Here is a 21,922-nt window from a genome sequence, read left to right as displayed (position 1 = left end):
GCGGTGAAGGTAAGGTGTTAGAATTCACCCCGCTGGCGCGCCACCAGCGTCAGGATGGAGTAGAGCGCTACGGCCTGCTGGTGCTGGTTGAAAATCTCAACCGCCCACTCCACCACGCCCGTCGGTTTTTCTTCCGCGGTGCGCTGCTTCTTCAGCGTTTTGCGTTTGCAGGTGAGGCGCACCTGAATGGTGTCGCCCGGTTTGACCGGCTCGATAAAGCGCAGGTTTTCCATACCGTAATTGGCAATCACCGGTCCGACCCCCGCATCGACGAACAGTCCCGCGGCGGCGGAGATCAGGAAGTAACCGTGAACCACCCGTTCGCCAAAGATCGACTCTGCCGCACCAATCTTGTCCATATGGGCGTAGAAGTGATCTCCGCTCAGACAGGCAAAGTTCACAATATCCGCTTCCGTCAGGGTGCGACGCGGCGTCAGCAGGCTGTCGCCCGGCTGCAGCTCCTCAAAGTATTTGCGGAACGGATGCACGCGATCTTCCTGCACGGTTGCGCCGCGCACCCACTGCTTGCCAATGGCCGCCAGCATGGTCGGACTGCCCTGAATCGCCGTGCGCTGCAGGTAGTGCTTCACCGCGCGCAGGCCGCCCAGCTCCTCACCGCCGCCCGCGCGACCGGGCCCGCCGTGCACCAGCTGCGGCAGCGGGGAGCCGTGGCCGGTGGACTCTTTGGATGATTCCTCGTTGAGGATCTGAATACGCCCGTGGGCACGTGCCGCACCGGCAATGAACTGGCGGGCAAGGGCTAAATCAGCGGTAACCAGCGTTCCTGCGAGGCTGCCGCCGCCCGCGCGGGCAAGCGCCATCGCGTGCTCTGTATGGCGATACGGCATCAGCGTCGCTACCGGGCCGAAAGCTTCAGTTGAGTGCACCGCAGGGGTTTCGTCCGGCTGTGGACAGAACAACAGGGTCGGTGGGAAGAACGCGCCCGCGGCCTGTAAATCCGCTTTGCCACCCAGACGGATCTGGCATCCCGCCGTAACCAACTGGTCCACTTTCTCCTGCACGTCGGCGCGCTGTTCGGCATTCACCAGAGCGCCCATCTTCACCCCGTCCTGCGCCGGATCACCCACCACCACTTTTTCCAGCCGGGCAATCAGCGCCTGGCTGACGGCATCAATCTGATTCTGGGGGACGATGATACGGCGGATAGCGGTACATTTTTGTCCGGCTTTGGCGGTCATCTCGCGAACGACTTCCCGGATAAACAGGGCAAACTCCGGCTGCTCCGCCGTGACGTCTTCACCCAGCACGCAGCAGTTCAGGGAGTCGGCCTCCATGGTGAACGGTATCGCGTTCGCCACAATATTCGGGTGAACGCGCAGGCTTTGCCCGGTACTGGCGGAGCCGGTAAAAGTCACCACGTCCTGGCTGTCGAGATGGTCAAGCAGGTCTCCCGCGCTGCCGCAAATCAGGCTAATGGCGCCGTCCGGCACCAGTCCGCTGTCCACGATAGATTTCACCATCTCCTGTGTCACCTGCGCGGTGGCGGTGGCCGGTTTAATGATGGCGGGCATCCCGGCAAGCCAGGTCGGCGCCAGCTTTTCCAGCATCCCCCAGCAGGGGAAGTTAAAGGCGTTGATATGTACCGCCACGCCGGATTTCGAGGTCAGAACGTGGCGAGCGGCAAAACCGCCTTCTTTTGACAGCGGGATCAACTCATCTTCCGGCCACAGCGTGTCATCCGGCAGCTCCCGGCTGCCCAGGCTTGCGTAAGTAAAGAGGGTGCCGATCCCGCCTTCAATATCCACCCAGCTGTCCGCTTTCGTCGCCCCGGTCTGGGCGGAGAGGGCATAGAACGTCTCTTTTTCGCTAAGCAGGTGTTTCGCTACCGCTTTCAGCATGGCTGCACGTTCAATAAAGGTCATCTTATGAAGCGCTTCGCCACCGCGCTCAATCGCATAGCGACGAGCGGCCGCCATATCCAGCCCTTCGCTGGTGACTTCCCACAATGCTTCGCCGCTGATGGCGTGATGAATGGCTCGTTCACGGCCCCGGCCAGACTGCCAGGTACCGGACAAGAAGCTGGCTAACTGCTGCATCGCTTATCTCCAAGTGTTACGTAATTTCATCATTAATAGTTTAATTATGAATCATAAAAAGCAAGCTGAGATTTTAATGAATTGTTAATGCTGTGATCTGGCTTGATGAATTGCAGCCCGTCAGAGCGCTTTCTGCAAGGGCGAAAGCAAAAGCCTTGCGAGCACCATCACAAAACAAGGAAACAATTCTTGGGGTTATATTTAACCTTTGTGTAACTTTTAAAAAACAAAGTGATTCATAATTTCGCTTTAATTTGCAAACTAACGAATCATAAAGGTGATGACGTGACGCAAGAACAACGGTTTGAGCAGCGCATAGCGCAGGAGACGGCGATTGAGCCTCAGGACTGGATGCCTGACGCCTACCGTAAAACGTTGATCCGCCAGATTGGTCAGCATGCGCATTCCGAAATCGTCGGCATGCTGCCGGAAGGTAACTGGATCACCCGCGCACCCACGCTGCGCCGAAAAGCGATTCTGCTGGCGAAAGTGCAGGATGAAGCCGGACACGGACTCTACCTCTACAGCGCGGCAGAAACGCTGGGCTGCGCACGGGAAGACATCTACCAGAAGATGCTCGACGGCAAGATGAAGTACTCCTCCATTTTTAACTATCCCACCCTGAGCTGGGCCGACATCGGTGTCATCGGCTGGCTGGTGGACGGGGCTGCCATCGTCAATCAGGTGGCGCTGTGCCGCACCTCTTACGGTCCGTATGCCCGGGCGATGGTGAAAATCTGCAAAGAAGAGAGCTTCCACCAGCGTCAGGGCTTTGAAGCCTGCATGGCGCTGGCCCAGGGAAGTGACGCGCAGCGCCAGATGCTGCAGGACGCCATCAATCGCTTCTGGTGGCCTGCGCTGATGATGTTCGGGCCGAACGACGATAACTCGCCAAACAGCGCCCGCAGCCTGGCCTGGAAAATCAAACGCTTCGGAAACGACGAGCTGCGTCAGCGTTTTGTCGACAACACGGTGCCGCAGGTGGCGATGCTGGGGATGACGGTACCGGATCCCGACCTGCGTTTTGATGAAGAGAGCGGTCACTACCGCTTCGGCGAAATCGACTGGCAGGAATTTGAAGAGGTGATTAACGGGCGCGGCATCTGCAACCACGAACGGCTGGCCGCGAAACGTAAAGCCTGGGAAGACGGGGCGTGGGTGCGGGAAGCCGCCCTGGCCCACGCAGAAAAACAACGCGCCCATCAGGCCGCATAAGAGGAAATAATCATGAGCAATGTCTACTGGCCGCTGTACGAAGTGTTCGTACGCAGCAAACAAGGGTTGTCCCACCGTCACGTGGGCAGCCTGCATGCCGCCGACGATCGCATGGCGCTGGAAAATGCGCGCGATGCTTACACCCGTCGCAGTGAAGGATGTTCTATCTGGGTGGTGAAGGCGAGCGAAATTATTGCCTCCCAGCCGGAAGAGAGCGGCGAATTTTTCGATCCGGCGGAAAGCAAGGTTTACCGCCATCCGACGTTCTACACCATCCCCGATGGCATCGAGCACATGTGAGGCGAAGGATGAAAACAGTCACAGCCTATGCCCTGCGTCTGGGCGACAGCGGTCTGGTGCTCTCCCAGCGTCTGGGTGCCTGGTGCGGCCACGCGCCGGAGCTGGAGATCGATCTCGCGCTGGCCAATATCGGTCTTGATCTGCTGGGCCAGGCGCGCAATTTTCTGGCCTACGCCGCTGAATGTGAAGGTGAGGGCGACGAAGATACCCTGGCGTTTGGGCGCGACGAGCGCCAGTTCCGCAATGTCCTGCTGGTGGAGCAACCCAACGGCAATTTCGCCGACACGATTGCCCGTCAGTACCTGATGGATGCCTGGAACGTGGCGCTGTATGAGCGCCTGACCCGCAGCACTGACGGCCAGCTTGCCGCCATCGCCGCCAAAGCGATCAAAGAGGCGCGCTACCACCTGCGCTTTAGCCGCGGCTGGCTGGTACGCCTGGGCGACGGGACCGAAACGTCCGCACAAAAAATGCAGCAGGCCATCGATAATCTGTGGCGCTTTACGGCAGAGCTGTTTGACGCCGATGACGTTGAGCTGGCGCTGATGGATTCCGGCGTGGCGGTGGACCCGCGCACCCTGCGCCAGCCGTGGGAAAGCGAAGTGTATGCCGGTCTTAAAGAAGCCAGCCTGAGTGTACCCGACGAGGTGGCGTACCGCAGCGGGGGTAAGAAGGGGCTGCATACCGAACATCTGGGGCCGATGCTGGCAGAAATGCAGTATCTCCAGCGCGCGTATCCCGGTCAGCAGTGGTAAAGGAGAAGGCTATGCAACGTCTCGTCGACATCGCACCGGCGCAAATCCCGCAGATCTGGTCGCTGTTAAGCCAGATCCCGGACCCGGAAGTGCCGGTATTAACCATCACCGATTTAGGCATGGTGCGCAGCGTGAAGGCACAGGGGGAAGGCTGGGTGATTGGCTTCACGCCAACCTATTCGGGCTGCCCGGCAACGGAACACCTGCTGGGGGCGATCCGCGACGTGATGACCGCGCATGGCTTTACCCCGGTGCACATTGTGCTCCAGCTTGACCCTGCCTGGACCACCGACTGGATGACCGCCGACGCGCGCGCACGCCTGCGGGCTTACGGCATCAGCCCGCCCGTGGGGCATAGCTGCCACGCGCACGCACCTTTGGAGGTGAGCTGCCCGCGCTGCGCCAGCACCGACACCGCGCTAATCAGTGAATTTGGTTCGACGGCCTGCAAAGCGCTTTACCGCTGCAACACCTGTCGCGAACCCTTCGACTATTTCAAATGCATTTGAGGCTGCCATGACAACGTTTCATTCATTAACAGTGGCAAAAGTGGAACCCGAAACCCGCGACGCGGTGACCATCACGTTTGCGGTGCCGCAGGCGCTGCAGGAAGCCTACCGCTTTCGCCCCGGACAGCACCTGACGCTGAAAACGAAGCTGGGCGGGGACGAGCTGCGCCGCTGTTACTCGATCTGCCGGAGTACCGCGCCGGGTGAGATAAGCGTGGCGGTCAAAGCCATCGAAGGCGGGCGTTTTTCCCGCTATGCCCGGGATGAGATCAAAGCAGGCATGGCCCTGGAGGTGATGGTTCCACAGGGGCAATTTGGCTACCAGCCGCAGGCCGAACGTGAAGGCCACTACCTGGCGATAGCCGCAGGCTCCGGCATCACCCCGATGCTGGTTATCCTCTCCGCCACGCTGGCCACCGAACCGAACAGCCATTTCACTCTGATTTACGGCAACCGCAGCAGCCAGAGCATGATGTTCCGCCAGGCGCTGGCGGACCTGAAAGATAAATATCCGCAGCGGCTGCAGCTGGTCTCCATCTTCAGCCAGGAGCGGCTGGACAGCGATCTGCTGTATGGCCGCATCGACGGGGAAAAGCTGCAGGCGCTGGCGAAAACCCTGATTAACTTCCGTCAGTACGACGACGCGTTTATCTGCGGCCCGTCGTCGATGATGGACGAGGCCGAAGCCGCGCTGAAGGCGCTGGGGATGCCGGAAAAATCCATTCATCTTGAACGCTTTAATACGCCGGGGACCGCCGTGAAACGCACGGTAAGCGTGCAGGCGGAAGGACAGAAAGTGACCGTGCGACAGGACGGGCGCGACCGCGAAATTACCCTGACGGCAGACGACGAAAGCATCCTCGATGCTGCCCTGCGTCAGGGGGCGGACCTGCCTTATGCCTGCAAAGGCGGCGTGTGCGCGACCTGTAAATGCAAAGTGCTGCGCGGGAAGGTGGACATGGCGACCAACTACAGCCTGGAGCCGGACGAGCTGGCCGCCGGGTATGTGCTGAGCTGTCAGTCACTGCCGCTCACCGCCGACGTGATCGTCGACTTTGACGCAAAGGGGATGGCATGAGCGGACTGACTGTTACCCGTCATGGCCGCGTGCTGCAGCTGACGCTGAACCGTCCGGCGGCGCGTAATGCCCTGAATAACGCCCTGCTGACGCAATTAGCCGACGCGCTGGAAAGCGCTGCGGTTGATGCCGACATCTCGGCCTGTGTGATCTACGGCAACGAACGCTGCTTTGCCGCCGGGGCCGATCTCAACGAAATGGCAGAGAAAGACCTGCCCGCCACCCTGAACGATATCCGCCCGCAACTGTGGGCGCGCATTAACGCGTTTAACAAACCGCTGATCGCCGCCGTCAACGGTTTCGCGCTGGGCGCCGGATGTGAACTTGCGCTGCTGTGCGACGTGGTGATTGCCGGGGATAACGCACGATTTGGTCTGCCGGAAATCACCCTCGGCATTATGCCGGGGGCGGGCGGTACCCAGCGACTGATCCGCAGCGTCGGTAAATCCCTTGCCAGCAAAATGGTGCTGACCGGAGAGAGCATTACTGCGCAGCAGGCGTTGAGCGCCGGGCTGGTCAGCGATGTCTTCCCGGCATCCCTGACGCTGGAGTATGCCCTGAAGCAGGCGGCAGTGATGGCGCGCCATTCCCCGCTGGCGCTGCAGGCGGCGAAACAGGCGCTTCGTCAGTCTCAGGAGGTGCCACTGCAGGCTGGCCTGATGCAGGAGCGTCAGCTTTTTACGCTGCTCTCTGCCACCGAAGACCGCCGGGAAGGTATTGACGCTTTCTTGCAAAAACGCACCCCCGACTTTAAAGGACGCTAATTGTGGAATGTATTCTCAGTCAAGTAGAACAGGGCGTAATGACCATTACGCTGAACCGTCCGGAGCGTCTGAACAGCTTTAATGACGTGATGCATCAGCAGCTTGCCGAATGCCTGAAACAGGCCGAGCGCGATGACACCATCCGCTGCCTGCTGATCACCGGCGCAGGGCGCGGTTTTTGCGCCGGGCAGGATTTGAACGACCGCAACGTCGACCCCAACGGCCCGGCACCGGACCTGGGGATGTCGGTTGAAACCTTCTATAACCCCCTGGTACGCCGCCTGGCAAAACTGCCGAAGCCGGTCATTTGTGCAGTCAACGGCGTAGCGGCCGGCGCGGGCGCCACGCTGGCGCTCGGCTGCGACATGGTGATTGCCGCCCGTTCCGCCAACTTTGTGATGGCCTTCAGCAAGCTCGGCTTAGTGCCGGACTGCGGCGGCACCTGGCTGCTGCCACGCATGGCCGGACGTGCCCGCGCCATGGGACTGGCGCTGCTCGGCGATAAACTCAGCGCCGAACAGGCGCAGGCGTGGGGAATGATCTGGCAGGTGGTGGATGACGACCAGCTCTCCACTACCGCGCAGCAGATGGCGCTGCACTTTGCGTCTCAGCCAACCTTTGGGCTGGGGCTGATCAAGCAGGCCATTAACGCCGCGGAAACCAACACCCTGGATGCCCAGCTTGACCTGGAGCGCGACTATCAACGTCTGGCCGGTCGCAGCGACGACTACCGCGAAGGCGTCAGCGCTTTCCTGGCGAAGCGCACGCCGAACTTTACGGGGAAATAAGATGCTGAACATACGCACGGTCGCCGTGATTGGCAGCGGCACGATGGGCGCGGGCATTGCCGAAGTTGCCGCCAGCCACGGCCATCAGGTTCTGCTTTACGACATCGCCGGCGATGCGATTTCACGCGCCATCGACGGGATTCGCCAGCGTCTGGCCTCCCGGGTAACGCGCGGAAAGCTCTCCGCCGATGCCAGCGCCCAGATCCTGGCCCGGCTGCTTCCGGTGACGGATATCACCGCGCTTTCCGCGGCCGAGCTGGTGATTGAAGCGGCCTCCGAACGGCTGGAGGTGAAAAAGGCGTTGTTTGCGCAGCTGGCGGAGATCTGTCCGCCCCAGACGCTGCTGACCAGCAACACATCGTCCATTTCCGTCACGGCGATTGCGGCAGACGTGAATCATCCGGAGCGCGTGGCGGGGCTGCACTTCTTTAACCCCGCGCCGGTGATGAAGCTGGTGGAGGTGGTCAGCGGGCTGGCGACCTCTGCGGAAGTGGCAGACGCGCTGTGTGAACTGGCGCTGAACTGGGGTAAACAACCCGTTCGCTGCCAGTCAACGCCTGGGTTCATCGTCAACCGCGTCGCGCGCCCGTTTTATTCCGAAGCCTGGCGTGCGCTGGAAGAGCAGGTCGCTCCACCGGAGGTGATTGACGCTGCGCTGCGCGAGGGCGGCGGTTTTCCGATGGGGCCGCTGGAGCTGACCGACCTGATTGGTCAGGACGTCAACTTTGCGGTGACCTGCTCGGTGTTTAACGCCTTCTGGCAGGAGCGTCGTTTCCTGCCTTCGCTGGTGCAGCAGGAGCTGGTGCTGGCCGGAAGGCTGGGTAAAAAGAGCGGAAAAGGGGTTTACGACTGGCAGGGGGAGAAACCCGTCGTGCAGTGGGTTGAGACCGTAAATGACAGCTACAGCCCGATGCGCGTGGAAAAAAGACGTGACGGTGTCACAGAAATTGATGATGTGTATCTGGTTGAAACGCAGGGGGAAACCGCTCAGGCACTGGCGCTGCGCTTCAACGGCCCGGTAGTGGTGGTAGACCGTATTGAGCGTGACGTGGCGGTGATTGCGGCGGCCGCCAGCAACCCGCACACCGCGACGCAAAAAGCCATCCGCTACCTGCAACAGCAGGGTCACCGGGTGGTGCAAATTGCCGATTATCCCGGCCTGCTGGTCTGGCGCACGCTGGCAATGATTGCTAACGAAGCGCTGGATGCCCTGCAAAAGGGGGTCGCCAGCGAGAAGGACATCGACACCGCCATGCGTCTGGGCGTGAACTACCCGAGCGGCCCGATCGCGTGGGGCGAGCGTCTGGGCTGGCAGCGCCTGCTGACCCTGCTGGAGAACCTGCAACGACATTACGGCGAAGAACGTTATCGCCCCTGTTCACTGCTGCGCCAGCGGGCGCTTCTGGAGAGTAGCTATGAGTCATAACGCCTGGCATAACGCCCGCACGATGTACGAAAAGGACGCCTGCGCGCAGGCGATGGGGATGGACATTGTCGATATGGACGAGGGCTACGCGGTGGTGACGATGACCATCACCCCGCAGATGCTCAACGGCCACAAAACCTGTCACGGCGGCCAACTTTTTTCGCTGGCAGACACCGCCTTTGCCTACGCCTGCAACAGCCAGGGGCTGGCGGCGGTGGCCTCCGGCTGCTCGATCGATTTTCTGCGTCCGGGCTTTGCCGGAGATAAGCTCACCGCCACCGCGCGGGTGATGCATCAGGGCAAACTGACCGGCGTGTACGACATTGAAATTCAGAACCAGCAACAGAAAACCGTCGCCCTGTTCCGCGGAAAATCACACCGCATCGGCGGCACTGTCACAGGAGAGGCCTGATGCGTGACGCATTTATTTGTGATGGCGTTCGAACGCCAGTGGGGCGCTACGGCGGCGCGCTTTCTGCCGTGCGAACGGACGATCTCGGTGCTGTACCGCTGCGTGCGCTGCTGGACCGCTACCCGCAGCTCGACCTGGAACGAATTGATGATGTGATTTTCGGGTGCGCCAACCAGGCGGGGGAAGATAACCGCAACGTGGCGCGAATGTCGGCGCTGCTGGCCGGATTGCCGCAGACGGTATCCGGAACCACCATTAACCGCCTGTGCGGCTCGGGTCTGGACGCAATAGGCTTCGCTGCTCGCGCTATTAAAGCAGGTGATGGCGACCTGCTGATGGCGGGTGGCGTCGAGTCCATGTCCCGCGCACCGTTTGTGATGGGGAAAGCCACCGCCGCGTTTCAGCGCCAGGCGGAGATCTTTGATACCACCATCGGCTGGCGATTTGTGAATCCGCTCATGCATCAGCAATTCGGAACTGACAGTATGCCTGAAACGGCAGAGAATGTAGCTGAATTGTTAAATATTAGCCGTGCCGATCAGGACGCGTTCGCGCTGCGCAGCCAGCAACGAACCGCTCTGGCGCAACAGAACGGCATTCTGGCGCAGGAAATCGTGCCGGTACGGGTACCGGGTAAAAAAGGGACGGTCACCGAATTCAGCGTGGATGAACATCCGCGCGCAGAGACCACGCTCGAACAGCTTTCCGGGCTGAAAACGCCGTTCCGTAAGCACGGTGTGGTGACGGCGGGGAATGCGTCCGGCGTCAACGACGGCGCGGCGGCGTTAATCATCGCCAGCGAGAAAATGGCGCTGGCGCAGGGATTAATCCCCCGCACGCGGATCGTGGCGATGGCAACGGCAGGCGTGGAGCCACGTTTAATGGGGCTCGGACCGGTGCCTGCCACCCGCCGGGTGCTGGAGCGTGCCGGTCTCAGCATCAACGATATGGACGTCATCGAACTCAACGAAGCCTTCGCCGCGCAGGCGCTGGGTGTCCTGCGTCAGCTGGGTTTGCCGGATGATGTCGCGCACGTTAACCCGAACGGCGGCGCGATTGCGCTGGGCCATCCGCTGGGAATGAGCGGGGCCAGACTGGCGCTGGCCGCGAGTAATGAATTGCATCGACGCAACGGGCGCTACGCGCTCTGTACGATGTGCATCGGTGTGGGTCAGGGCATTGCCATGATCCTTGAGCGTGTTTGATCAAATTTCACTGTGAGCACCCTACAATGACAAATACAACAAAGCTTGATCCGATTGAAACAGCCTCCCTTGACGAGTTACAGGCGCTGCAGACTGAGCGTCTGAAATGGACGCTGCATCACGCCTACAACAACGTGCCGATGTACAAACGCAAGTTTGACGCCGCGGGCGTTCACCCTGACGATTTCAACGAGCTGGCGGATATCCGCAAATTCCCGTGCACCACCAAGCAGGATCTGCGGGATAACTATCCGTTTGATACGTTTGCCGTGCCGATGGAGCAGGTGGTGCGCATTCACGCATCGTCCGGTACCACCGGTAAACCGACCGTTGTCGGCTACACGCAGGGCGACATTGACAACTGGGCCAACCTGGTGGCCCGCTCCCTGCGCGCCGCGGGCGGTAGTGCGAAGGACAAAATTCACGTGGCGTATGGCTATGGTCTGTTTACCGGCGGGCTGGGCGCACATTACGGTGCCGAGCGCTTAGGGGCGACGGTGATCCCGATGTCCGGCGGCCAGACGGAGAAACAGGCGCAGCTGATCCGTGATTTCCAGCCGGACATGATCATGGTGACGCCATCCTACTGCCTCAACCTGATTGAGGAGCTGGAACGTCAGATGGGCGGCGATGCCAGCACCTGTTCCCTGCGCGTGGGGGTATTCGGCGCCGAGCCGTGGACACAGGCCATGCGCCGTGAAATCGAAAAACGCCTGGGAATTACGGCGCTGGACATTTACGGCCTCTCTGAAGTGATGGGGCCGGGCGTGGCGATGGAGTGCATTGAAACCGCCGACGGTCCGACCATCTGGGAAGATCATTTCTATCCGGAGATCGTCAACCCGAACGACGGCATGCCGCTGAACGACGGGGAGCAAGGCGAACTGCTGTTCACCACGCTCACTAAAGAGGCGCTGCCGGTGATCCGCTACCGCACCCGCGACCTGACCCGTCTGCTGCCCGGCACCGCCCGTACCATGCGCCGCATGGACCGGATCAGCGGTCGCAGCGACGATATGCTGATCATCCGCGGCGTCAACGTCTTCCCGTCACAGCTGGAAGAGGAGATTGTGAAGTTTGAACATCTCTCACCCCACTATCAGCTGGAGGTGAACCGTCGCGGACATCTTGATTCACTTTCCGTGAAGGTGGAGCTGAAAGAGAGCAGCTTAACGCTGACCCACGAGCAGCGTTGCCAGGTGTGCCACCAGCTGCGTCATCGCATTAAATCGATGGTGGGAATTTCCACCGATGTGATGATAGTCAACTGCGGCAGCATCCCGCGTTCAGAGGGCAAAGCCTGTCGGGTGTTTGATCTGCGTAAAGTCGCGGCCAACGGTTGAGTTTCCCACAAACCAGCCCTCTACCCTTGGGAGAGGGTTAGGGTGAGGGGAATATGCTATGATTCATCCAGACCAAAAATAACAACAGAATGAATCACATGAATAAACTCGATGCCTTTATCCAGCACGCGGTTAGCTCGGTTCCCGTTAGCGGAACGTCGCTTATCTCCTCATTATACGGTGACGCGCTTTCACATCGCGGCGGCGAGATTTGGCTTGGCAGCCTCGCCGCCTTACTGGAAGGCATGGGGTTTGGCGAGCGCTTCGTGCGCACCGCGCTGTTTCGCCTCAACAAAGAGGGCTGGCTGGACGTCTCGCGCATCGGGCGTCGCAGCTTTTACCGCCTGAGCGATAAAGGGCTGCGCCTGACCCGTCGCGCGGAGAATAAGATTTACCGCGCCGAACTGCCCGCCTGGGACGGAAAATGGCTGTTACTGCTCTCCGAAGGGCTGGACAAAACCACCCTTGCCGACGTCAAAAAGCAGCTGATTTGGCAGGGGTTTGGCACGCTGGCGCCGAGCCTGATGGCCTCGCCGTCGCAGCATCTGGCGGATGTACAATCTCTGCTTCACGATGCTGGCGTGGCGGAGAACGTCATTTTCTTTGAGGCCCACTCGCCGCTGGCGCTCTCCCGCGCGGCGCTGCGTTCACGGGTAGAAGAGTGCTGGCAGCTAACCGAGCAAAACGCGATGTATGAGTCGTTTATTACTTCGTTCCGGCCGCTTCTGCCGCTGTTAAAAGAGGCCGCGCCGGAGGAGCTTACGCCGGAACGGTGCTTCCAGATCCAGCTGCTGCTGATTCACTTTTATCGTCGTGTGGTGCTGAAAGACCCGCTGTTGCCGGAGGAGTTACTGCCTGCGCACTGGGCGGGACAAAGTGCCCGACAGCTCTGCATCAATATCTATCAGCGTGTCGCACCGGGGGCGCTGGCGTTTGTCAGCGAAAAGGGGGAAACCTCCGTCGGCGAACTGCCTGTGCCCGGCACGCTCTACTATCAACGCTTTGGTGGTCTTTCAAGCGCATAAGGAGTGAAGATGCCTGTTTATCAAATTGACGGTCTGACGCCGGTGGTGCCTGACGAGAGCTACGTCCACCCAACGGCGGTGCTGATTGGGGACGTGATTCTGGGTAAAGGCGTTTATGTCGGCCCTAACGCCAGCCTGCGCGGTGATTTTGGCCGCATTGTGGTGAAAGATGGCGCCAACATTCAGGATAACTGCGTCATGCACGGCTTCCCGGAGCAGGACACGGTGGTGGAGGAGGACGGGCATATCGGCCACAGTGCCATTCTCCACGGGTGCGTGATCCGCCGTAACGCGCTGGTGGGCATGAACGCGGTGGTAATGGATGGGGCGGTCATCGGTGAAAACAGCATCGTCGGAGCGGCGGCGTTCGTGAAGGCGAAAGCGGAGATGCCCGCTAACCATTTGATTATCGGCAGTCCGGCCAAAGCGATCCGCGAGCTGAGTGAGCAGGAACTGGCCTGGAAGCAGCAGGGCACGCGGGAGTATCAGGTGCTGGTAGAGCGCTGCAAGCTGACGATGCACCAGGTCGAGCCGCTGCGCGAGGTTGAGCCTGACCGGAAGCGACTGACGTTTGATGAGAATTTAAGGCCGAAGTCGGCGGTGTAGGGGGGAGGTCCGCTTTGTGCCAGGAGCGGACATTCAACACCTCGTAATTTGATTACTTTAGAGATGTGATCTGGCTGCTTGACTCGTAGGTTGCGCTAAACTCAAACTCCACTTAATTAACCAACCGACCAATGTTAAAGGCAAGATGTATGTCTGTTGATAATTTATCCTGCATGGGCACTGCCAAAGTGACGCTTCTGGTGGATGAAACTGGTCATAAGGTAATCGAAAAATTGCCTGTGGGTGATGTCGAATTTAGTTTTTATCAACACGCAGCCAAGCATCTCACTCGAGCTGATATTTCCACGCCAAGAATGTTGTTTGCCGATCCAATTACACACCGGTTAAGACTGGAATATATCCCACACCAGGTTGATCAGGACGAAGTTGGAGGAGATGAAGTGTTATCAGTTTTGTCCCGCTTACATGGCTACCGACCTGACCCTTCATGGATTTATCACAATCACACCTGGTCAGAAGCAGCCCTCGAAAAATCGCTCCTACTTTTGGCATTATCGGACAGAGCAGCAAAACAGTTACGGTACTTTCAACAGGCAAGTGATGTTCTGTTTAGTGGTCAGTGTTTAATTTCCGGCGACAGTAATGCGGGTAATTGGGGAAAAAGGGATGGCGGCGATTTCGTTCTTTTTGACTGGGAAAGATTCAGCATTGGTAGCCCAGCGATTGATCTTGCCCCACTTATAAAGGGAATGGGCTCTAAACAAAAGTTTATTGAGTTTGCTGAGCGCTATACCTGGTTATCACATAATTATAATCCTAATGATTTAGCTAAAGAAATTGCGATTGCTAAAGCATGGATTGTTACGGAGGTAATTGTATTGCTTCATGAACGGCAGAAAAATGATTTTCAATTGTATCTCAACTGGTACAGAGAAAATCTCCCCGCCTGGTTAGATAACACTTCAAAAATGCTTTGATGATGCATTTTTCGGTCGGCCAGATTCCGAGTGCTCGGAAATCACCTGCAACAAGTGGGATTCCCTTCAGGTTGACCGGCATAAGATGTGGATTGTACGCTCCTCGCTCACAACAAACCTTCAGCCTAGTCATCTTGTCCGCTTTGTGCCAATTGCAGACATTCGACAGTGTGGTGCGCCTCTATCTTTGGTTCGATGATCTCTTTTTGAACTTTTGGCACAAACCCGCCTTTTAATAGTTCCATTACTCAACGATTAAAGCAATCTTACCAGCCCAGATCTCGCGTAACTAGCAGAACTGGGCAGAATCACCTGTGTGTCCAAAGCAGCGCGGAAGTTACTCAACAGTGTGTTATGCCAGTAGTTCTTGGAAGTTGCATTCTACTTGTATCACTTTTGGTTTGATATTACTATAGTGTCAGTAACGTAGATTGTTATGTTATTTAGCAGGGTGCGAAATGGAATTTATTAAATATATTAAAATATTGGGTTGTGCATTGTTTATTGTGTCCTGTGGTTCTTCACCAAAAAAGTATGAACTAGATGGTTCTGATATACCAGGATACTCCAAAAATGAATATTACGGTTTCATTGAATTTTCAAGGCCAAAAGGTTTTACCTCCTATACAATAAATAATATTGATTTATATTATAACGTTCCAGGAACCTATATCACCGTAGGTTCAAAAGGCTTGACGTCAAATCTTGGGGTGGCAACATTGCTACCATTTTTAGTCAGGCCAACAGTGCAATCTCACAAACAGATGGATTCCCTTGTTCAAGAGACAGGGGTTAGAGAAACAAGGAAGATTACTTTTAAAATTCGTAAGTTTAACGATGATAGGCAACTAAAAAAAATAGACCACTATTTCAATAATGATTATTTCAATGTAAAAGGTGATTTATGGGCTGCAACAATATTCCCTGAACTGTTTTGGGTTAATTGCGGTAAAAAACATAGAAACGATACCATTAAAATTATCCCTTATGATGTCCATTTCGTAGAACACTACGTTACGGCAAAAAATGTACCGGAAACGTTTCGAGATGAAGCGCTGAAAAATATTTTGTTTATTAAGTTTGTAGACTTCGAAGGGTGTATAAAAGCAGGGGAAGATGGTCAGGTTTTATAAATTATCCTTTTTTTACCATTCATCACTGGGCGGAATTATCTGTATTTCTAACTAAGGTAACGATAATCAGAAAGCGACAACGAGTAGAATCATAAAAACGGCACTGAGTATTCTTATCCTAATTCTCATAAGTGCGTCCTTCTTTAAAGTGGACGGCATAACCTGTATGTCCATATGCTCGTAGTTATAAGGTCCGCTCTTCGCTCATAAAGGACAACCATACTCAAATCTCCCACATTGCAGGAGATTTGAGTATGAACACGTCACCGTGGAATAAAGACCGTATCATAGGCCAAAAAAGACCACTTCAGATATCTCATATCTGGGGGATTCGAATCCGGCTTGAACAGCCTAAGCCCGGTGATGAAAGGGAAGGTGTTTCGATCATCGACGTCAATCCTTTTGGCGCTAATGGAGAAAAGGATCGACGACTGTTAATCAGTAAGGGCGGTGAGCCCTTTGTAATTTTACAGTTATATATACGTGCCGATGAGGATGGCTGGCTGATTTCCAGCGCCTTTTGTGATTTCCTACTGAATGAATCCCAGGTGGCAATCATTTGTGGCGACCACTTTCATGTTGTTGAGGTGACCTCACACTCGTTCAGAAGCCATCCACTAGGTGATTACGTTGGCCATATTTATTCAGTTCCTGACATCAATTCTGACAGGCTACATAATCGGGTTCTGGTCACTACTTACAGCCACGTTTTTCTGATGGATATTGCTGCGGGCATTCTCTGGAAATCTAGGCAGTGCGCCATTGATGGCGTGATCATTACATCGATAGAGAATGAGACGGTGCTGGGCCTGGGAGAGTGGGACCCGCCAGGAGGTTGGGAACCTTTTAAGCTCGATCTTAAAACAGGCATCCCGATTTGAAGAAGGGGGGCCTCACAGTCTTCGGCCGGCGCGGACGTTGCATTCCAGCAATTATTGCCCTAAGAGTTAATGTTCGATTGTGATGAGGACAAACACTATGCTCCTGGAGACGCTAAAAAGACTTGAATGCTCTCTTCTTAGCAGCAGGCGGAAAGATCGGGTATGGCTTGAACAAATACTCCACGAAAGATTTAGCGAAATAACACGCTCAGGTGTAGTCGTTGATCGTACTCAGACTATTGAAGCGCTTTTAAGTGAAGATAATGTTCCGGCTATTCTTGGTCGTGATTACCGGCTTATCAGCGTTGGAAATAATTATGCAATATTGCACTACAGAACTGTTAATCCAGATGGCAGTCGTGCAACCCTACGTTCTTCATACTGGGAATTTTCTGCGAACGGGCAATGGAAATTGGTATTCCATCAGGGAACGCCAGAGGCAGGGAGCGTATAGATGCCAGATATAATGTCCGCTTATCGCTCACAGCGGACCTTCAGCTCAGTCAGCAATGTCCGCTGCGTGCTAGGTGCGGACATTCTTGGCGAATGAACATGCGCACTGATTGCGGGATACCCATGTCTTTTAGGGCACTCGTTCAGCTTTAGCTGGAGTGCCCTCACATCCCCTCTGGTCGCTGGAAGCATTTGATGGCGAAGCAAAGCACTGGCAATGCTTTTTAGCGATCACAGTTATGCCGGCCACTCACCAATGGTTCACTCCATTCAAAAATTGTGTCAGTAACGGGTTAAAAATGAACCACTTTTCTCAAGGGTTTTGAACCAAAACCGAAAATCATTCCTTTAAGTAAAGACTCTCCCACCATTTATTTAGAATCGAATGAGTCATATGGAAAAATACATTGAGATTTACAGGGGCTTCTTTATGAGACCATGAGGCACCCAAGGTTGATTTCAATGGAGTAAAATCGGAGGTAGGTGGGCATACTGCTTGCTCAGCTAATCCAAAATAGTTGTCCGGTGGAGAACACATAGGTTGGGGGAAAGGTTTTCCAGCATGAAGAGCTAAAGAGCGTAATCCATATATAGATTTAAATATTTTCAATAAAATTTGCTCATCCCATTCTATTTTTCCGCTATCCGGTCTTATTGGAGGGGCATCAGGAAGGAAATTGACGCAAAAGTCACAAAATTTCTTAGTCGCTCCAAATGTCCCTTCGAATTGTGTAGCGATATCTTCAATCAGCCCGTCAACATTATGGTCCAATAGTCTATCAAACAACTCTGGTTTAGATGCTTTGAATCTATCAACCTTATCTCCCTTGTTAGAGTCCCAATTTCCAGCAGCCACTTCTAACGCTGAAACCATTAATAACCAAGCTAGATTTGGTGAGGATTCGCAAATCCAAAGACTATCTTGGAAGTTTCGAGCTGATTTAATTAGTGAGTTAAAATCCCTTTCTGAAAGTTTGTAAATATCATTTAATAATTTCAACTGCGAAATTTCAATATGTTTTTTTGCTGAAGGAACTACAAATGATCCTTTTGACATTAAAGGTGGTGGAGGGTTTTGCTCTGCTCTTGGTCTACCATAGTCAGGTGTATGGCGAGCATATTCTCTGACATTTGAACCTGCGTGTGCTCTTACGCCTAATTTCAAGCTAACCAAAGCTGCAATTTCATCATTTAACCAACCGCCATGAAAGTCATCAGTATGTGGCTTTTTATCCATAAAAGACAACTTTGCTGGGTCTAAAGCAGACAAGACTCTCACCGTTAAGGTTGGTTTAACACCAACATCGTCCATAGGAATCATGTTTAGGAAGGAATAAACCAATTCCCCTTTAACTTCATCTGTGAATCTACTATCGGAATAAATTATGAATTCAGATATTCCGAACACATCATTCCTAGATTGAAATAACTTACAGTTCTTATAAGAGAGTAAACTAGCTCTCATAAATTCATCTTTTTGAATCATAAACTCATCCATCTTAAGTTCTCCCTCGATAATTTAAATCTAATCAATTTCATTAAATAAGTCACTATCTTCAGGTTTGCATTCTCTCATAGCTCACTTTCGATATGGTGATCTGCTCCCAGTTGATCCATACAGAATGCAGTTAGCAATGTCTGTTAATCGCTCACAGCGGACCTTACGGCTCAGTTAGGGGGCGCGCTTTGCTATATTTCCGGAGTCAGGCTGTGCAGAAGCCGGGGACGGCGACCTTCTGGAACAGATGAGGGCTGGCTACGACGGATGAAGGATATGCTGGAAGTTTCGCGAGGAACTCGGGATCAGTGAAGGCCGCGCGAACCGCCTCGGTGGATTCCCACACTACATAGTTCAGGTAAGTCGGACTATCGCCGATCGCCCGATGTAATTGCATGGAAATGAAGCCTGGTTGCTTCGTTATGACCTCGGCAGCTGCCTTGAAAGCGTCCAGGAAGCCTGCTTCGTCGGCGGGATCCAAGACCGCGAAGAGGTTGATTAGCACGAGAGGTGCGACCGCGACGCCTAGTTGGCGGTCAAACGGAAATTTCTCGTCCAGAGGTTTAAATGGTTTTATCGCGGCCATGGCGGCACTCCTGTCTACAGTAAATTGAACTGGATGAACGATGCTGCCTGCGCTCAACTGAGCATCGACTGCTGAGCGAAGATACCCGCCATCGTGCCTTGCCATGCTGCCGTAGTGACCGAGGGGATACCGGGGTTGGCAAGGTCACCGGTGGCGTAGATGCCAGGCATGCTGGTTTCGCGGCGCTCGTCGGTCTTGAGGGCTATGCCGGTTGGCGTATTGACCGTGGCGAGGCCCAGTGCATCATGAAGGCTTGCGGACGGCCTGGTCCGCGGATGCGCGAACAGAATATCGACTGAAACATCGGGGCCGGATTCGATCCTGATGGTGGCACTATGGCTTCCGTGAGGTTCGATTTCAGTGATCCTGCCATCAATGAGAGGTACCTGGCGGATGGCCAGATCGGCCCGTATGTCGAGACTGATGTCGTGACCGTTGCCAAAGACAGTTAATCTGTTTGTCCAGTCGTGGAAGAGCCTAACCTGATTGTGCGACTGTACGCCAGACCAGATGAGGCCCCAGTGCTGGTCGGCGACTTCAAAGCCGTCGCAATAGGGGCATGGTATGATGGATGTACCCCAGCTTTCGGCAAAGCCGGGAATATCAGGCATCTGGTCAGCGACGCCATAGCTCAGAATTAAGCGGCGCGCCCGCAGGCTTTCGTTATCGTCCGTGACGACGCAGAAATCGTCGATGGTGCCAGATACACTTTCGGCCCGCGCGTTGACGAGCTTGATCGTTGGGTAGCGTGCCAGTTGCTGCCGCGCCTCGGCCAGGATGTCCTGTGGCGGTTTGTGATCGTGGCCGAGCACACCATGTGAACGGCCAGCAAAGCGATTACGTTGCCGGCCAGTGTCGAGGACCGTAACCTTGCGACGGGCACGGCCAAGCTGCAGGGCGGCGGCAAGACCGGCAAAGCTGCCTCCGATGATGATGACGTCATTCATGGTGATGAGTTCCGTGTTGAGGATGTAAGGAGATGTGCTAGCTCTGGCGCACCTTGCACATTTATGAAACTGCATGGTATCGTAATTAAATAATTACGATACTGTCAAGGACTGTATTTATAGTGACCAATAAAAACAACCCGACCCGGCGGGGCCGGCCTGTCAACGAGGCGCTTGGCCAGACAATCGTCAAGGCCGCCTCCGAGCTATTCGTAGAATTGGGATTTCAGGCGACGACCCTGGACAAAGTCGCCCAGCGAGCGAAGATATCCAAACTCAGCATCTATCGGCACTTCGAGAACAAGGAGGCACTCTTCAGTGCGGCCATTGTGGCTGGTTGTCATCAGTTGTTTGCACCAGAGTCCCTTCTTGAAGGCGTTGACGGTTCGGTTGAAGATCAACTGATGGCGGTGGGATTATTACTGCTGCGCACGTTGTTGAGGCCCGACGTGAGTAGCGTCGAAGCCATGGTCATGGCTGACAAGACGAATCAAAAGTCGTTAAGCAAGCTGCATTATGAAGCTGGCCCCGCTCATGTCATCGCCCAAATCGAAGCTCTTTTACGTCAATTGCACCAGAAAGCGCTTCTGAACGTTCCCGATCCTCTTCAATCCGCTCGCTTGTTTGCCGCGCTTTTCAAAGGCTCTGACCTTCTGATTATCGCGCGCTTCGATGAGGCCAGAGCAGAGGACGACAACGAAATCGAATCATATTGTCGGTCGGCCGTCGCCATGTTTATCGCCGCGCACGGTGGCACCCAGGATGCGATATCGCAGCTGTGAACTTGCCCTATATTCCCGCTCCGTCCTGGTCGCAACGTAAAGCCCGGACGTGATACAACTGGAATGTCCGCTAGCGGACCTTCAGCTAAGGTGACTTGCTCGCTGCGTGCCTGGAGCAGATGTTGCTAACATTATGATGTGACCTTATCGCAGCATATCAATATCGCTAACATTGCTAAACTCAACGAGATATATGCAACCTGAATACGGAGCACGTGATGGTCACCACACATGTTTTCATAGCAGTCAGTCTTGATGGTTATATCGCTCGACAGGATGGTGATATCGACTGGCTGTTGAAGCGCGATGACCCGACAGAAGATCATGGCTATGCCGCATTCATCGCGGACAAAGAATGGATCATTATGGGGCGAGGCAGCTATGAGAAGGTGCTGACTTTTGACGAATGGCCTTATGATCGACCCGTGCTGGTGCTTTCCCGGCAGCTAACCGGTACCCCTGTGCCCGAGGCGCTGAAGGGTAAAGTGCAGTTTTCATGCGGCACGCCAAGGGAGGCTCTTACTGACCTAATGGAGAAGAACGTGCATCGGGCCTATATCGATGGTGGGCAGTTAATACAGTCGTTCCTTCGCGAAGGTCTGGTCGCCGATATCGTTATCACTACTGTTCCTGTCCTGCTCGGTTCGGGAAAACCGCTGTTCGGAGTACTGCCCCATGATATCGATTTGACGCTATTATCCAGCCGTAGCTTCCCTTCGGGTCTGGTACAGTCACACTATCGGCTGACGTCATAAGCTGAATCTAAGCAGAGTGATGACCTCCGCTAAAGCGAGAAAATGCCCCATCTGCCAGCGGTACTGTTTTATTTCTACGGCCTTACTTCAGTTCGCTCAAAAAGCAATGAATCAGAAAAACGGGTCTACAAACCCCGGGAGCTGGCTCGCGCCGATATCTTCGATGACATTGACATGTTCATCAGTCGGAGACGGCGGTAAAGCCATATTGGGGCGTCAGTAGAGGCCTTACAACACTCACCGTCGTGAGGGCTGAATTTGTCTACCATTGTACTGGCAGTCTGTACAAGAGCCAGTTTCCGCACTTCGCTCACAACGGACCTTTTCTGGTCAGTCCCCGGTAAGACAGAACCCAGGCGCTGGCGGAGGCAGCATCAGGGGAATGGTCAATCAACCACAGGGCATTAGGGGTCTTTGCCTGTTGTCAGGAATGCGCAATATTGGGACGCATAACGGCAGCGCAAAA

General features: G+C 55.1%; 23 protein-coding genes. 19 read left to right on the top strand and 4 right to left on the bottom strand.

Features of this window, described 5'->3' with window-relative positions; all coding sequences use genetic code 11:
• Positions 1-17 precede the first annotated feature (17 nt).
• Positions 18-2,057 (bottom strand): phenylacetic acid degradation bifunctional protein PaaZ, encoded by a 2,040-nt coding sequence (gene paaZ / locus L977_RS16700; RefSeq protein WP_047626275.1) that lies wholly within the window; start codon positions 2,055-2,057, stop codon positions 18-20.
• A gap of 285 nt (positions 2,058-2,342) precedes the next feature.
• Here paaZ and paaA point away from each other — a divergent pair, with 285 nt between their 5' ends.
• The 17 genes from paaA (at position 2,343) to L977_RS23965 (ending at position 16,889) form a co-directional block, all read left to right on the top strand.
• Positions 2,343-3,272 carry a 1,2-phenylacetyl-CoA epoxidase subunit PaaA gene (paaA, locus tag L977_RS16695; RefSeq protein WP_047626274.1) on the top strand — a complete coding sequence of 310 codons (930 nt, stop codon included), beginning with the start codon at positions 2,343-2,345 and terminating at the stop codon, positions 3,270-3,272.
• 12 nt (positions 3,273-3,284) lie between these two features.
• A complete protein-coding gene (gene paaB / locus L977_RS16690; RefSeq protein ID WP_006175064.1) occupies positions 3,285-3,572 on the top strand; it encodes a 1,2-phenylacetyl-CoA epoxidase subunit PaaB in 288 nt (95 codons plus the stop codon).
• An 8-nt stretch (positions 3,573-3,580) separates the two neighbouring features.
• Entirely contained in the window at positions 3,581-4,327 is a 747-nt protein-coding gene (gene paaC, locus L977_RS16685; RefSeq protein WP_047626273.1) for a 1,2-phenylacetyl-CoA epoxidase subunit PaaC, read from the top strand.
• 11 nt (positions 4,328-4,338) lie between these two features.
• Positions 4,339-4,836, top strand: coding sequence for a 1,2-phenylacetyl-CoA epoxidase subunit PaaD (paaD, locus tag L977_RS16680; RefSeq protein WP_047626272.1), 498 nt, complete (start codon positions 4,339-4,341; stop codon positions 4,834-4,836).
• A gap of 7 nt (positions 4,837-4,843) precedes the next feature.
• Positions 4,844-5,914: a 1,2-phenylacetyl-CoA epoxidase subunit PaaE gene (paaE, locus tag L977_RS16675; protein ID WP_047626270.1), complete on the top strand. Its 1,071-nt coding sequence runs from the start codon at positions 4,844-4,846 to the stop codon at positions 5,912-5,914.
• A complete protein-coding gene (gene paaF, locus L977_RS16670) occupies positions 5,911-6,678 on the top strand; it encodes a 2,3-dehydroadipyl-CoA hydratase PaaF (protein WP_047626269.1) in 768 nt (255 codons plus the stop codon). Before paaE ends, paaF begins: the two co-directional genes overlap by 4 nt.
• Positions 6,678-7,466: a 2-(1,2-epoxy-1,2-dihydrophenyl)acetyl-CoA isomerase PaaG gene (gene paaG / locus L977_RS16665; protein WP_047626268.1), complete on the top strand. Its 789-nt coding sequence runs from the start codon at positions 6,678-6,680 to the stop codon at positions 7,464-7,466. The genes paaF and paaG overlap by 1 nt, the downstream gene beginning before the upstream one ends.
• A gap of 1 nt (position 7,467) precedes the next feature.
• Positions 7,468-8,892 (top strand): 3-hydroxyacyl-CoA dehydrogenase PaaH, encoded by a 1,425-nt coding sequence (paaH, locus tag L977_RS16660; RefSeq protein ID WP_047626267.1) that lies wholly within the window; start codon positions 7,468-7,470, stop codon positions 8,890-8,892.
• A complete protein-coding gene (paaI, locus tag L977_RS16655) occupies positions 8,882-9,304 on the top strand; it encodes a hydroxyphenylacetyl-CoA thioesterase PaaI (RefSeq protein WP_014883705.1) in 423 nt (140 codons plus the stop codon). The genes paaH and paaI overlap by 11 nt, the downstream gene beginning before the upstream one ends.
• The gene (gene pcaF / locus L977_RS16650) at positions 9,304-10,509 is read left to right on the top strand and encodes a 3-oxoadipyl-CoA thiolase (protein ID WP_047626266.1); all 1,206 of its coding nucleotides are present in this window, start codon (positions 9,304-9,306) and stop codon (positions 10,507-10,509) included. Before paaI ends, pcaF begins: the two co-directional genes overlap by 1 nt.
• 26 nt (positions 10,510-10,535) lie before the next feature.
• Positions 10,536-11,852, top strand: coding sequence for a phenylacetate--CoA ligase PaaK (gene paaK, locus L977_RS16645; RefSeq protein WP_047626314.1), 1,317 nt, complete (start codon positions 10,536-10,538; stop codon positions 11,850-11,852).
• A gap of 89 nt (positions 11,853-11,941) precedes the next feature.
• On the top strand, positions 11,942-12,877 hold the full coding sequence (paaX, locus tag L977_RS16640; protein ID WP_014883708.1) for a phenylacetic acid degradation operon negative regulatory protein PaaX: 936 nt from the start codon (positions 11,942-11,944) through the stop codon (positions 12,875-12,877).
• A gap of 9 nt (positions 12,878-12,886) precedes the next feature.
• On the top strand, positions 12,887-13,483 hold the full coding sequence (gene paaY, locus L977_RS16635; RefSeq protein WP_045135016.1) for a phenylacetic acid degradation protein PaaY: 597 nt from the start codon (positions 12,887-12,889) through the stop codon (positions 13,481-13,483).
• A 149-nt stretch (positions 13,484-13,632) separates the two neighbouring features.
• Positions 13,633-14,421: a phosphotransferase family protein gene (locus L977_RS16630; RefSeq protein ID WP_047626265.1), complete on the top strand. Its 789-nt coding sequence runs from the start codon at positions 13,633-13,635 to the stop codon at positions 14,419-14,421.
• A gap of 458 nt (positions 14,422-14,879) precedes the next feature.
• Positions 14,880-15,554 carry a hypothetical protein gene (locus tag L977_RS16625; protein WP_047626264.1) on the top strand — a complete coding sequence of 225 codons (675 nt, stop codon included), beginning with the start codon at positions 14,880-14,882 and terminating at the stop codon, positions 15,552-15,554.
• Between the two features lie 254 nt (positions 15,555-15,808).
• Positions 15,809-16,435 carry a hypothetical protein gene (locus tag L977_RS16620; protein WP_231563609.1) on the top strand — a complete coding sequence of 209 codons (627 nt, stop codon included), beginning with the start codon at positions 15,809-15,811 and terminating at the stop codon, positions 16,433-16,435.
• An 82-nt stretch (positions 16,436-16,517) separates the two neighbouring features.
• Positions 16,518-16,889 (top strand): nuclear transport factor 2 family protein, encoded by a 372-nt coding sequence (locus L977_RS23965; protein WP_331423649.1) that lies wholly within the window; start codon positions 16,518-16,520, stop codon positions 16,887-16,889.
• A 339-nt stretch (positions 16,890-17,228) separates the two neighbouring features.
• On the opposite strand, the gene L977_RS23960 is transcribed toward L977_RS23965, so the two are convergent.
• The 3 genes from L977_RS23960 to L977_RS16610 form a co-directional block, all read right to left on the bottom strand.
• Positions 17,229-18,386 (bottom strand): hypothetical protein, encoded by a 1,158-nt coding sequence (locus L977_RS23960; RefSeq protein ID WP_072034152.1) that lies wholly within the window; start codon positions 18,384-18,386, stop codon positions 17,229-17,231.
• A gap of 205 nt (positions 18,387-18,591) precedes the next feature.
• Positions 18,592-18,972, bottom strand: coding sequence for an antibiotic biosynthesis monooxygenase family protein (locus tag L977_RS16615; protein WP_047626262.1), 381 nt, complete (start codon positions 18,970-18,972; stop codon positions 18,592-18,594).
• A gap of 53 nt (positions 18,973-19,025) precedes the next feature.
• Positions 19,026-19,919 (bottom strand): NAD(P)/FAD-dependent oxidoreductase, encoded by an 894-nt coding sequence (locus L977_RS16610; protein ID WP_047626260.1) that lies wholly within the window; start codon positions 19,917-19,919, stop codon positions 19,026-19,028.
• Positions 19,920-20,041: 122 nt separating this feature from the next.
• Here L977_RS16610 and L977_RS16605 point away from each other — a divergent pair, with 122 nt between their 5' ends.
• Positions 20,042-20,701 carry a TetR/AcrR family transcriptional regulator gene (locus tag L977_RS16605; RefSeq protein WP_197061807.1) on the top strand — a complete coding sequence of 220 codons (660 nt, stop codon included), beginning with the start codon at positions 20,042-20,044 and terminating at the stop codon, positions 20,699-20,701.
• A gap of 218 nt (positions 20,702-20,919) precedes the next feature.
• Complete coding sequence (locus L977_RS16600; RefSeq protein ID WP_047626256.1) at positions 20,920-21,456, top strand: dihydrofolate reductase family protein; 537 nt, start codon at positions 20,920-20,922, stop codon at positions 21,454-21,456.
• Positions 21,457-21,922 lie beyond the last annotated feature (466 nt).

This window comes from Enterobacter sp. ZOR0014 (genome assembly GCF_000798855.1).
In the GTDB taxonomy this organism is placed as follows: domain Bacteria; phylum Pseudomonadota; class Gammaproteobacteria; order Enterobacterales; family Enterobacteriaceae; genus Enterobacter; species Enterobacter kobei.
This window is presented reverse-complemented; position numbering and strand designations above follow the sequence as displayed.

Excerpts from the sequence above, each read along its gene's own strand:
- paaZ (WP_047626275.1), bottom strand. The coding sequence starts at position 2,057 with ATGCAGCAGTTAGCCAGCTTCTTGTCCGGTACCTGGCAGTCTGGCCGG.
- paaB (WP_006175064.1), top strand. The coding sequence starts at position 3,285 with ATGAGCAATGTCTACTGGCCGCTGTACGAAGTGTTCGTACGCAGCAAA.
- paaC (WP_047626273.1), top strand. The coding sequence starts at position 3,581 with ATGAAAACAGTCACAGCCTATGCCCTGCGTCTGGGCGACAGCGGTCTG.
- paaD (WP_047626272.1), top strand. The coding sequence starts at position 4,339 with ATGCAACGTCTCGTCGACATCGCACCGGCGCAAATCCCGCAGATCTGG.
- paaE (WP_047626270.1), top strand. The coding sequence starts at position 4,844 with ATGACAACGTTTCATTCATTAACAGTGGCAAAAGTGGAACCCGAAACC.
- paaF (WP_047626269.1), top strand. The coding sequence starts at position 5,911 with ATGAGCGGACTGACTGTTACCCGTCATGGCCGCGTGCTGCAGCTGACG.
- paaH (WP_047626267.1), top strand. The coding sequence starts at position 7,468 with ATGCTGAACATACGCACGGTCGCCGTGATTGGCAGCGGCACGATGGGC.
- paaI (WP_014883705.1), top strand. The coding sequence starts at position 8,882 with ATGAGTCATAACGCCTGGCATAACGCCCGCACGATGTACGAAAAGGAC.
- pcaF (WP_047626266.1), top strand. The coding sequence starts at position 9,304 with ATGCGTGACGCATTTATTTGTGATGGCGTTCGAACGCCAGTGGGGCGC.
- paaK (WP_047626314.1), top strand. The coding sequence starts at position 10,536 with ATGACAAATACAACAAAGCTTGATCCGATTGAAACAGCCTCCCTTGAC.
- paaX (WP_014883708.1), top strand. The coding sequence starts at position 11,942 with ATGAATCACATGAATAAACTCGATGCCTTTATCCAGCACGCGGTTAGC.
- paaY (WP_045135016.1), top strand. The coding sequence starts at position 12,887 with ATGCCTGTTTATCAAATTGACGGTCTGACGCCGGTGGTGCCTGACGAG.
- L977_RS16630 (WP_047626265.1), top strand. The coding sequence starts at position 13,633 with ATGTCTGTTGATAATTTATCCTGCATGGGCACTGCCAAAGTGACGCTT.
- L977_RS16625 (WP_047626264.1), top strand. The coding sequence starts at position 14,880 with ATGGAATTTATTAAATATATTAAAATATTGGGTTGTGCATTGTTTATT.
- L977_RS16620 (WP_231563609.1), top strand. The coding sequence starts at position 15,809 with ATGAACACGTCACCGTGGAATAAAGACCGTATCATAGGCCAAAAAAGA.
- L977_RS23965 (WP_331423649.1), top strand. The coding sequence starts at position 16,518 with ATGAGGACAAACACTATGCTCCTGGAGACGCTAAAAAGACTTGAATGC.
- L977_RS23960 (WP_072034152.1), bottom strand. The coding sequence starts at position 18,386 with ATGGATGAGTTTATGATTCAAAAAGATGAATTTATGAGAGCTAGTTTA.
- L977_RS16615 (WP_047626262.1), bottom strand. The coding sequence starts at position 18,972 with ATGGCCGCGATAAAACCATTTAAACCTCTGGACGAGAAATTTCCGTTT.
- L977_RS16610 (WP_047626260.1), bottom strand. The coding sequence starts at position 19,919 with ATGAATGACGTCATCATCATCGGAGGCAGCTTTGCCGGTCTTGCCGCC.
- L977_RS16600 (WP_047626256.1), top strand. The coding sequence starts at position 20,920 with ATGGTCACCACACATGTTTTCATAGCAGTCAGTCTTGATGGTTATATC.